A 10,914-nucleotide genomic window follows, 5' to 3' on the forward strand; every position below is an offset into this window, starting at 1 on the left:
AAAGTTAAACTTTGCTACGTCCCCCGTTTACGTTTTAACAATCTGTCCAGCAAAGGCAGAAGGGCTGCCGCTGCTGTCACCGCCGCTCCTGCTCTTTTTCCCGGCGTATGATAGATCAGCTCTATCTCATGTTGTCCGGCTGTCACTTTGGCTCCGGTGAATCCTTCATTTACTTTCTGAACAGTTGTTTCTTTGCCGTCTATGCGTATTTCAAAATTTTCGTCATACGGAATGGATGTGATCAGCCATCCGTCTTTCTCTGTATGAAAACTCCCTTTCAGACTGTCTCCGTCCTTTTGAAGCTGTAATCCTGCATCTTTCCACCAGGCCGTATCCTCTTCTTTTGGGCTGGCATACCATGCCCGGATATCAGAAATCTCATAATCTCCCTTGCCTAATTCAATTTCCAGACTGTCGGTCTCCTCTGTCAGACTGCAGGTGTAACAGAATGTTGTATTTCCATTATAATAAACAGCGCTTTTCGCTGTAAGTTTATTTTTCTCACCCTGTACTGTAACCGAAACATCAGAAGACCGGCGGTTATTTTTTACATCAAAAGAAATAAAAAGAAGGCTGTCATTCTTTTCTCTTTCCGTCAGGGGAAGGGTAATTTTCTCTGTCTTATCTGACTGTATGTGAAAGCTGTCCTGAAATCCTGTCAGATCAGCTTCCCGCATAGTTCCTGCCATTTCTTTTGCATCGGTATCCTCTGACCCCTCTCCTGCCACAGCGCAGTTTTGGAGCGCCATCTGTTTTTCCTGCCAGGAAAGATTGTGAAAGTCCTCTTCTGATATAACCTGGTCTGTTACATAGCCCACCGGAAGCACATCTTCATTTTCATAAATGCAGGTGCCGTTTATGGTATCGATCAGCTGATATCCCTCCGGTGCCTCCGCACCGCTCCCTTCTCTTACGATCAGATACCGTACTCCCATTATTTTCAAAAATAACGGATTATTTGATAATTCCTGCATAAGAAGATTTCTTGTGGGCCTGCTTAACTGAAGTTCTTCTTCCCGAAATGCCTTGTAATCAGGATTTGTCACCGACGAATAGCAGGAAGTTACATTCTGTCCCGGGACCAGGATATCATTGTCCGCCGCCTTATTCTGTTCTGCGGTTCCTCTTGTCTCTGTCCGGTAAAGCCCGTCCTCTTTTTCCAGCACCTTCTTCACTGCTTCTGTCACGTCATCGCTCTCATATTCTTCCATCCACGCTTCTGTCACAAGTTCTTTCTTCGTCAGAGAAATCTGCAAAAAACAGCTGCAGCACATTGTCAGAAGAATCCCGGTACACACAGCCCTTTTCCAGATTTTCCATCCTGCCAGCAGCGCCGCCCCCATCAGGATCATATCCGACAAAAGCACATATATTTCATAAGTATCATATTTTGATGATCTGACATATTGTACGCCTATAATAAGAAAAATTGCCGCCGCCCCGAATCCTGCCGCCAGTTTTCTCGGCGCTATCACTCCTTTTTTGAACCGGACAAGGAAAGATGCTGTCAGATAACTGACCAGTGGAAGGAAGGGAATAAACGCCTTTTCTCTAAGATAGAGAGTACCGTTCAAAATCCAGTCAAAAACCGGAAACAGCAGCAGAACGGTAAGTGACACTGCCATATATTTCTCCCGGCTTCTCCGGTAAAACAGACTTATCGCGATCACGATCACCGCTGCCGCTGTAAGTCCCATTCCATAAGGATGGTATAGAATCTTGTCCAATTCGATCTCCGGCAGGAAAAGCTCCTTCCAGGATACGCTGCTGCCTTCGCTCCTGCCTGCCAGCATGGCACAGCAGGTAGGGACAAGATAAAAAAAGGACAAAAGCCCCCCAAAAAACGCCGGATAAAACTGATGCCACAAAGATTTTATCAAAACTGCCGGGGAGGATGCCCACTCCTTTTTCCATCCGCACAGTCCGTAAAGAACCAGAGCGGCTACACCTCCCAGGGCAAAATAAAAATTGTTCAGCACCATCCCCAATACGCCCAGCGTCACAAAGGCATACTTTCCGGTACGGCAGTATCTGTCATATCCAATCAGTGCAAGAAACAAAAAAGGCAGATAACTGACAAACATAAACTGCATGGAGGAATGATAAATAACCGGTCCCGCAAGAACAACTGCAATGGAAGCAAAAAAACTTTCCTCTTCCTTAAACTGATTCCCCTTCAGCCAGACATAACACAAAATCCCGTCTGTAATCTGTTCCAGGACCGCCAGGATCTGAAGGTAATCTGTCATTTCAATAAAGGGCAGCAGGTAGGACAAAAGATACAATGGGTTATAAAGGCCGTAGTAAGCGAAATTGTAAATATTCTGTCCGCCGCCAAGCTCCATGGAAAAATCCGGAAAAAGATTTCCCGTCTCGTAAAATCTCTGTCGGAAATATTCCGGAAATACACTGTGCTGCGAAAGCCAGTCTACTTTAGAACCTGCCAGGTATCCGCCGCTTATTTTCAGAAGGTATACTATGATTGGTATCGCTGTAAGTATCAAGGGAAATAAGATTTTCCTTTTGTCCCTGCATCTGATCTTCTTCATCACTGGAACTCCTTAATAAATAAATTGGCCTGCGTTTAATCTCCATATAGGCTCTGGCAAGATATTGACCGATAATGCCCAGGCACAGAAGCTGTATGCCTCCGATCAGAAAGATCACGCACATCATGGCAGGCCAGCCTGCCACCGGATCGTGCCAGAACAGATTCTTGATAACAAGGAATACGATCATAAAAAACGCAATACCGCAGAACAGAATGCCGCCGTAAGACGCCGCTGACAAAGGAAGAGTGGAAAAGCCCAGTATCCCATCCAGGGAATATTTAAACAACTTAAAAATAGACCACTTTGTGTCTCCGGCTGCTCTCTCCACATTGTGATAAGGCAGCCACTTTGTCTTAAATCCCACCCAGCCGAACAATCCTTTTGAGAAGCGGTTGCACTCGCTTAAAGCCAGGACCGCATCCGTCATCTTTCTTGTCATCATACGGAAATCTCTGGCTCCTTCTTCTATTTTTACTTTTGAAATCCGATTGATACATTTATAAAAAGAGGCCGACAAAAAGGAACGGATTTTTTTCTCACCTTTTCTGTCCTCTCTCCGGGTGGCAACACAGTCATACTCCCCTTTTCTCAAAGTCTGATACATTAAGGGAATATATTCCGGCGGATCCTGCAAGTCTGCATCCATCACAGCCACATAATCTCCCCTTGCCGCCTGAAAGCCTGCATACATTGCCGCTTCTTTGCCGAAATTTCTGGAAAAGGACAGGTAGCGCCATTTTTCATTTCTTTTGTGAAATTCCATAAGCAGCGAAAGCGTCCTGTCAGTAGAGCCGTCGTCCACAAAAATAAGCTCTACTTCAGCCCTCTGCATTTTATCTATGATCTTTCCCATTTCTTCTATATAAACAGGAAGCACCTCTTCTTCGTTAAAGCAGGGAACAACGATGCTGATTAAAGGTTTGTTTTCCTCACGCATAAAAAAGACTCCTTTCCATGAATATCTGTTATTAAGTGTACACTTAATTTGTGATAATTAATGAAAAGAAGTCTTAAAAATTTTTAAAGATTTATTTATAAGCTGTTTATAAATTTCAGGAAGGCCTTTCGTCCTTCTTCTGTGCACTTGTAGACGCCCGCATCCTCCAGAACATGAGTAAATACAATGCCAACTTCCTCTTTCAGGATATCCATTACATTGTCTCTGGAAATATTTTCATATTTCGGAAGGAAGGATTTTACCCAATTAGCATGTTTTTCAATCTTCTCATTGCTCTGGATTTCTTTTCCTTCTGCAATATACTCTGCCAGAATCTCCAACTCTTCCTTCAGTCTGGACGGAAGGACCGCAAGTCCCATTACCTCAATAAGACCGATATTTTCTTTCTTGATATTATGGTACTGTGCATGAGGATGATATACGCCGAGAGGATGCTCCTCTGTGGTAATATTGTTCCTCAATGTCAGATCCAGCTCGAACATCTCCCCATGTTTTCTTGCAATCGGAGTGATCGTATTGTGAGGAGTCCCCTCTGTATGCGCATAGATAAAGGCTCCATCATCCGTATAATTTCTCCATGCCTGAAGCACATGATCCGCCAGGTCGATCAGGCGTTTCTCATATTTACTGCGGATACGAAGTACGGAAAGAGGCCATTTCACAATCCCGGCCTCCACATCCTCATATCCCGGTATGTAAACCGGTATTTCAATAGGTGCCTTTGCCATTGCGAAAGTATAGTTACCGCCCTGGAAATGGTCGTGGCTTAAAATGGAACCTCCAACGATCGGCAGATCCGCATTCGATCCGAGGAAATAATGAGGAAACTGTTTTACAAAGTCAAACAGTTTGACAAACGCATCCCTGTCTATCTTCATCGGCACATGCTGACCGTTAAATACGATACAGTGCTCATTATAATATACATAAGGAGAATACTGAAATCCCCAGCGGGTTCCGTTGATAGTCAGAGGAATGATGCGGTGTGTCTCCCTTGCCGGATGATCCGCGCGTCCTGCATATCCTTCATTTTCCATACAGAGCTGACATTTCGGATAGCTGACTGCCTTTGCTGCCCCTGCTGCCGCAATTGCCTTTGGATCTTTCTCCGGCTTGGACAGATTGATGGTAATATCGATCTCTCCATAAGGGGAATCCACTTTCCACTTCATATCCTTTTTAACCCGGTATCTCCGTATATAATCACTGTCCTGACTGAATTTGTAGAAAAATTCTGTCGCAGCCTCCGGTGACTTTTCATATTCCTTCCAAAATTCCTGCTGTACCTGTGCCGGTCTTGGAAGCAGGCAGTTCATAAGCTTCGTGTCAAACAGATCCCGGAAAACAACGCTGTCTTCTACAAGTCCTCTTTCTTTCGCTTCCTCAAGAAGCCCTGCTAAGATTTCTTCCAGATCCAGGTTTTCCATATCTGTTTCCACATCTTCATAATTGTTCTCCCCAAAAAGATCAAGAAGCAGATTTGTTGTGTAAACTCTCTCACATTCCGGAGTCAGTCCGGTCTTTATTCCATATTCTACTAATTTTTTTATATTCTCATAAAGCATAACTCTTTCCTCCTAAATTGCTCTGCCTCTTCCCTATGACAGGCGGTGTGCGCCATCTCCGATATCTACCACGTAAATTTCTGCTTTCTTATGGCATTTTTCCTGATAGCCTTTCTGCACTTCTTCGATAAAAGTATCCACTGCCTCATTTTTCACAATGCTGACTGTACATCCGCCGAATCCGCCTCCGGTAATACGGGATCCGATCACTCCCGGTATCTTCCATGCCAGCTCTACCAGCACATCGATCTCCTCGCATGAGACTTCGTAATCATCTCTTAAAGAAATATGAGATTCATTCATATATTTTCCAAACTGCTCTACATTTCCTGCTTTCAAAGCTGCTTCTGCATGAATGGTACGCTGATTTTCGTATACCGCATGTTTCGCTCTCCGGCGGCACACATCTTCTTTGATCGCTTCCTTATATTTTTCAAATTCTTCCTCTGTCAGATCACCCAGAGCCTGAATGTCTGTCACCTCTTTCAGCTCTTTTAAAGCCCTCTCGCACTCATTTCTCCTGTCGTTATACGCGGAGTCTACCAGGCTGTGCTTTACCTTGCTGTTAGTGATCACGATCTTGGCGTCTTCCAGTTTCACCGGAGCATATTCATATTCCAGTGTGTTGGTATCAAGAAAGATCGCATGGTCTTTCTTTCCCATTGCACTTGCGAACTGATCCATGATTCCGCAGTTGCATCCATTGAAATTGTTTTCGGAATACTGTCCGATCAGCGCAATGTCCGGAAGGGAAACCTCAAATCCATACAGATCCTTCAGCATTACCCCTGTCAGCACCTCCAAAGATGCAGAAGAAGAAAGTCCTGAACCGTTTGGAATATCTCCGTAGATCAACACATCCATCCCGCAGTCCATCTGGTATCCTCTTTCCTTAAAAGCCCACAAAACTCCTTTTGGATAATTGGTCCATCCTGCTTTTTTGTCAGGTACCAGATCATTTAAGTCTGACTCCACAATCCCTATGCTCTCAAAATTCATGGAATAAAACCGCAGTTTACTGTCCTGTCTCTTTCTTGCCACTCCATAGGTTCCCAGTGTCAGGGCACATGGAAATACATGACCTCCATTGTAATCCGTATGCTCTCCAATCAGATTGACACGTCCGGGTGCAAAATACATGCGGATGTCTCCGCCGTCTCCATATTTCCCGATAAATGCACTGTATAATTTCTCTTTCATTTTTTCACACACCTCTCTCATTGCTTGGCCCACAATACCCTTGCTTTTACGTTGCTACCATTATAAATTTTTCCCGCCGGAAATACTATAAACATCATGGTCAAAACTATAAAAATATTGCGTTTTTACAGAATCAGCCCATAATGTTTCATTGACTGCCAGATAGCCTCCTCTTCCACTGCAGGCGCAATGTATTCTGCATAGGGATCAAGAACCGGATCATGAACACCCATGGCAATTCCATGTCCTGCGTACCGGAACATAGCCAGATCATTGCTGCTGTCTCCGAATGCATAGGAATCTTCCCTGCCGATTCCGAATTTTTTTAAGACCACTTCCATGATCGTTGCTTTGGAATACCCTTTCATAATACATTCATAAGTGTGATTCCCCCGGTCCAGGATTTCCAGATAATCTGACAGAAAATCAAAGAACTCTCTGCTGTTGCTGTGCTCATCCTCATAGGCAAAAAGCTTATCGTAAGCGCAGCCGCCCTGCTCAATACAGCGTTCCAGACCAAGTCCTCTGTTATTCATATATTTCCTTGTATTTTCCAGGCTGTCAAAGCGGGAGATACGTGAAGAAAAATACACATCGTCCTTTCCTTCATACAAAGCGTCTACCCTGCATTCCTGCGCTTTTTTCACAATCGCATCCGCAGCCTTTCCATCCAGGTGCTTTTCAAAGAAAATCTCCTCTTCAAATTCTCCATAAATCCCGCATCCGCATAAAAATCCGTGCACCGGAAGTCTCTTCAGTTCTTCCGGAATACTGCAGATCGTGCGCCCGGTATTAACAAAGATCAAATGCCCCTTTTTCTTTGCCTCCTCCAGTGCGTGTACTGCACTCTCCGGGATCTGGTGCGTCACTTCACTCAACAGAGTTCCATCTATATCAAAAAACAATGCTGCTCTTTTCATCTTGCCTTTTCAGTTCCTTTCTCCCATTTCCACATATCATATCCGGCGGTCCACAGATAAAACTTCTCCGTTTTCACAAGTGTACCATGAGAGCCTTATATTGACAACTGTTCAAAAGAGTGAAGCAAAGGAGACATGCAATAATATTGTTTATAATGCTGCAAATGAAAAACCTTTTTTAACTACACAAGTTTACTTTCCCCGGTACATTGGATATAATATAAGCAAAGATAAAGAAAACTTGAGTTCTAAAGAATAGAAAGGGTGAATTATATGAATTTGGCAAAAATCTCTGCAAACGGTCAAATCACTGTGCCGGTAGAAATCAGACGGCAACTTGGTCTAAAATCCGGCGATAAAATTCTGTTCCTCCAAAATCAAAATGGAGAGATCGTTGTCAGCAACGCCTCCGCTGCGGCTATCCGCAAAGCGCAAGCGGCCTTTACCAGAGCCGCCGAAGCGATAGGTGTATCCAATGAAGATGATATTCAAGCGCTTGTAGACAAAGCACGTTACGGAAAGGAAGGGTAAAATGCGGATATTGATAGATACAAACATTTTGTTTTCCGCATTGGTTTTTCCCCGTTCCAAACCCGCGCGGGCTTTGCTTTACATCGCAGACAATCACGAAATCGTCTTGTGCGATCGCAATATTGCGGAGCTGCGGAATATCCTCGGACGGAAGGCTAATATTTGTGCGTATTTATCCCATATAATCACTTTGTAGTGCTTCTGCCAAATTGCATTTCAGAATTTTTTTGCTCCCTATATAATATGCCAGTGTAACAAAGCCAAAAATCGCCGCGATAAAAATTATGATAGGAACAATCGGAACCACTGACAAAAACTCCATTGGATTCAGATAACTTGCCGTTATCATAAACCAGACAAACAATACAGTGACCGGCAACGTAATCAGGACAGGACGTCCTGCAATAACAAGGGCCTCAATTTGAAATATTTTACGCATACCTTCCGGCGTCATACCGATAGACATATACCTCGCAAACTCTCTTTTCCGTTGCCGGATAAACCCCAACGTGTTGGAAAAGACATTGGCAATTCCAATCAGAGCAAGTAATGCACACAATGCCCCAATAATCAGCTTATAGCCATTTAGCATCGTGTCATTGTCTATTTTTTCCTGAACACGGTTTTCTATCTCAAACATAAATTCATGCTCCAGGATATTTGTCAATTCCGTTTCTATCTCATTCAATTCAGTTAAGGTTCTATCTTTCGTGTCCAGTACGCGGATATATGTGTCTTGCTCTGCATTCCCAATCACTTCTTTGATCTGTTTCCACGATGAAACTGAAAGGAACTGAGCCAACACATAGTTATCGTATTCTTCTCTTAAAACCGGCGGTTCCTGTGTATAGCCCAAAACAGGGGCTGTGACAGCAGTTGCCGCGTCATCACAATTTTGTAAGATGATGGTGTCCTGTTCCTCAGTTAAAAACGGAACATATTCTTTGTACCTAAAATTGCTGTTTACGCTGTCCCAGATACGGTTCAGAATCACACTCCCTGTCCCTGACGGAGAAACGCCGATCTGCTCACAGTATGCAGCAAAGCTGCTGTCATCCATAATGACAATAGGGACCTGGATAGTATAGGTGTCATCGGCAGCACTGACAGAGTTTCCGGCCAACTCCTCTATCCCTCCCAGACTTTCCACTTTCTTGCTGATGGCCTCCGTGGGAACAGAACTATAAGCCTCCGCCTTTTGATAAATCACGCTGTCTGTACCATCCAGCGCATGGATTTCATCTTCGTAAGTAAAATCCTCTATCGGAGTGTCTTTTACGGTTGCCATGACATCCCAAGCGTCCTGATATCGTTCAAAATACGTATGGTTCGTGCTGATTCCTGAAAGAGTAAAGAAGCACAGCATGAGTGTAAAGCCCAGGAAGGAAAGGGTTAAGGACAACGTAGAGGTTCTTAAGGCTTTCTTCTGCGCCTTCAGCGCATTGCCGGCCAATTCGCCTTCTACTCCAAACAGCCGTGCAAGGATACGAGACTTTTTCCTACGTTTTAGCTGCAACTCGTCTATATTTTTAATAGCTTCCAGCGGAGTCAGCTTGCTTAGTTTTCTGGCTGGCAGCCATGCGGAAATCAACACTGTCAGAACAGATACCAGGATTGTGATGACAAATACGAGAGGATGATAAGTAAATACCGCATCATGCCTGCCCACAATGCCATCCGCAAGGACATTTACAATCTGTATAGTTCCGAAAGTCAAGGCAATCCCGATAAAACTTCCGAGCAAAATTGGGATGGCACAGAGAACAGCCACCTCCTGCAAAAGGCAGGTACGAATTTGTCCCGGCGTTGCCCCTATACTGGAAAAAATACCAAATTGATGAACACGGGCGTTCATGGATACGGCAAAGGAGTTATGAATAATCAAAACCAAAGATACCGATACAAGCAGAAGCACAGCCAAATAAAAGGCCAGCAATAAGGGAGGGCTGGCATCCTGTGGATCATGGATAAAATATGTTGACAACAGCGATTCATGATACGCCACGGAACTGTCAGGGACTCCCAGTTTCTGAGCAATCAAGGGCATATCCTGATATACTGTCCTCATGTTGTAAAAGCAAATATCAATTACAAGGGTTTGCCCATCCGATAATTCTTCATTGACAGCAGCGGTTTTCACATTGGCAAAGTGTTCAATGTCGAATACCGCATTTTCTTTAAATGTTCCTGTAATACGACCTTGCCAGTTTCCTTCTTCCAGGACAATGGATTCTATCTCGTAATTCCAGAAATTGTAGAACAAGCCACACAGCAAAGACAGAAACAAAGCCGAAATAAACGCGGCAACAAGGACGGATAAGCTGGAGGCACGATTCTTTTTTATAAATCCGATTGAATAGTCTTTCCACATATCCTTCACCGACCTTTCTGATCGCTGATGATTTTCCCATCCTCTATGGTTATAATGCGATCTGCTTCTAAAGCAACCTTTTCGTCATGGGTAATCAACAGAATAGTCTGGTTCAGGTTGCGGTTTGACAATTTCAATAGATCAATAATTTCTTCTCCGTTTTTCCGATCAAGGTTCCCTGTTGGCTCATCAGCAAGTAAGAGGGCAGGGCGATAGATCAAAGAACGGGCAATGGCCGCGCGCTGTTGCTGCCCGCCCGATAATTGGTTGGGAAGAAAATCCAGCTTATCTTCAATACCTAGCGAACGGACAATCTGGTCAAAATATTCCTGGTTGGGTTTCCGTTTATCTAACATGAGCGGCATAAGGATATTTTTTCGGACGGTAAGCGTTGGAATCAAATTATAAAACTGATAGACCAGCCCCACTTTTCTACGCCTGAAAATCGCTGCCTGTGTTCGGTTCATCTTGGATATATCTGTTCCTTCTATCACTACTTTTCCCTCTGTGGGCTTATCCACACTGCCTAAAATATGCAGCAAGGTAGATTTCCCTGAGCCAGACGCACCCACGATTGCCACAAATTCTCCTTTTTGGATGGAAATGTCAATATGATCCAGAGCCACGACCTGATTATTTCCAGCGCCATATACCTTTCGTAAATTTTCACACTTTAGTATTTCCACGTCGCTTTCTCCTTTCCACTGTTTGCCGTGCGTTCCACGGCATCAAGGTATACCCGCAGGGTGTTTCTGTACTGCAGTTTATCTTGCGTACAGTATAGCAAAGTAAAGTGACATTTCAGTGACTGTACAGC

8 protein-coding genes are annotated in these 10,914 nt (G+C 44.0%); 1 reads left to right on the top strand and 7 read right to left on the bottom strand.

The genetic code is table 11. The features are described 5' to 3' along the window. Positions 1 to 14 precede the first annotated feature (14 nt). The 5 genes from WJ238_RS06780 to WJ238_RS06800 form a co-directional block, all read right to left on the bottom strand. On the bottom strand, positions 15 to 2,549 hold the full coding sequence (locus WJ238_RS06780) for a YfhO family protein (protein ID WP_337606495.1): 2,535 nt from the start codon (positions 2,547 to 2,549) through the stop codon (positions 15 to 17). Then, positions 2,434 to 3,489: a glycosyltransferase family 2 protein gene (locus WJ238_RS06785; protein ID WP_337606497.1), complete on the bottom strand. Its 1,056-nt coding sequence runs from the start codon at positions 3,487 to 3,489 to the stop codon at positions 2,434 to 2,436. The genes WJ238_RS06780 and WJ238_RS06785 overlap by 116 nt, the downstream gene beginning before the upstream one ends. Before the next feature lie 95 nt (positions 3,490 to 3,584). After that, positions 3,585 to 5,075 carry a UDP-glucose--hexose-1-phosphate uridylyltransferase gene (gene galT, locus WJ238_RS06790; protein WP_337606498.1) on the bottom strand — a complete coding sequence of 497 codons (1,491 nt, stop codon included), beginning with the start codon at positions 5,073 to 5,075 and terminating at the stop codon, positions 3,585 to 3,587. Between the two features lie 33 nt (positions 5,076 to 5,108). After that, positions 5,109 to 6,275 (bottom strand): galactokinase, encoded by a 1,167-nt coding sequence (locus WJ238_RS06795; RefSeq protein WP_316269433.1) that lies wholly within the window; start codon positions 6,273 to 6,275, stop codon positions 5,109 to 5,111. Positions 6,276 to 6,400: 125 nt separating this feature from the next. Next, positions 6,401 to 7,195, bottom strand: coding sequence for an HAD-IIB family hydrolase (locus WJ238_RS06800; protein ID WP_230105389.1), 795 nt, complete (start codon positions 7,193 to 7,195; stop codon positions 6,401 to 6,403). 273 nt (positions 7,196 to 7,468) lie between these two features. Here WJ238_RS06800 and WJ238_RS06805 point away from each other — a divergent pair, with 273 nt between their 5' ends. Further along, positions 7,469 to 7,726 (top strand): AbrB/MazE/SpoVT family DNA-binding domain-containing protein, encoded by a 258-nt coding sequence (locus tag WJ238_RS06805; RefSeq protein WP_316269434.1) that lies wholly within the window; start codon positions 7,469 to 7,471, stop codon positions 7,724 to 7,726. Positions 7,727 to 7,898: 172 nt separating this feature from the next. Here the strand turns inward: WJ238_RS06805 and WJ238_RS06815 are convergent, their stop codons facing one another. Beyond that, positions 7,899 to 10,097 carry an ABC transporter permease gene (locus WJ238_RS06815; protein WP_316269435.1) on the bottom strand — a complete coding sequence of 733 codons (2,199 nt, stop codon included), beginning with the start codon at positions 10,095 to 10,097 and terminating at the stop codon, positions 7,899 to 7,901. Positions 10,098 to 10,102: 5 nt separating this feature from the next. Then, positions 10,103 to 10,783: an ABC transporter ATP-binding protein gene (locus WJ238_RS06820; protein ID WP_316265328.1), complete on the bottom strand. Its 681-nt coding sequence runs from the start codon at positions 10,781 to 10,783 to the stop codon at positions 10,103 to 10,105. Positions 10,784 to 10,914: the final 131 nt, after the last annotated feature.

Origin of the sequence: Claveliimonas sp., from assembly GCF_037273965.1 — a bacterium.
Taxonomy (GTDB): domain Bacteria; phylum Bacillota; class Clostridia; order Lachnospirales; family Lachnospiraceae; genus Claveliimonas; species Claveliimonas bilis.

Excerpts from the sequence above, each read along its gene's own strand:
- WJ238_RS06780 (WP_337606495.1), bottom strand. The coding sequence starts at position 2,549 with ATGAAGAAGATCAGATGCAGGGACAAAAGGAAAATCTTATTTCCCTTG.
- WJ238_RS06785 (WP_337606497.1), bottom strand. The coding sequence starts at position 3,489 with ATGCGTGAGGAAAACAAACCTTTAATCAGCATCGTTGTTCCCTGCTTT.
- galT (WP_337606498.1), bottom strand. The coding sequence starts at position 5,075 with ATGCTTTATGAGAATATAAAAAAATTAGTAGAATATGGAATAAAGACC.
- WJ238_RS06795 (WP_316269433.1), bottom strand. The coding sequence starts at position 6,275 with ATGAAAGAGAAATTATACAGTGCATTTATCGGGAAATATGGAGACGGC.
- WJ238_RS06800 (WP_230105389.1), bottom strand. The coding sequence starts at position 7,195 with ATGAAAAGAGCAGCATTGTTTTTTGATATAGATGGAACTCTGTTGAGT.
- WJ238_RS06805 (WP_316269434.1), top strand. The coding sequence starts at position 7,469 with ATGAATTTGGCAAAAATCTCTGCAAACGGTCAAATCACTGTGCCGGTA.
- WJ238_RS06815 (WP_316269435.1), bottom strand. The coding sequence starts at position 10,097 with ATGTGGAAAGACTATTCAATCGGATTTATAAAAAAGAATCGTGCCTCC.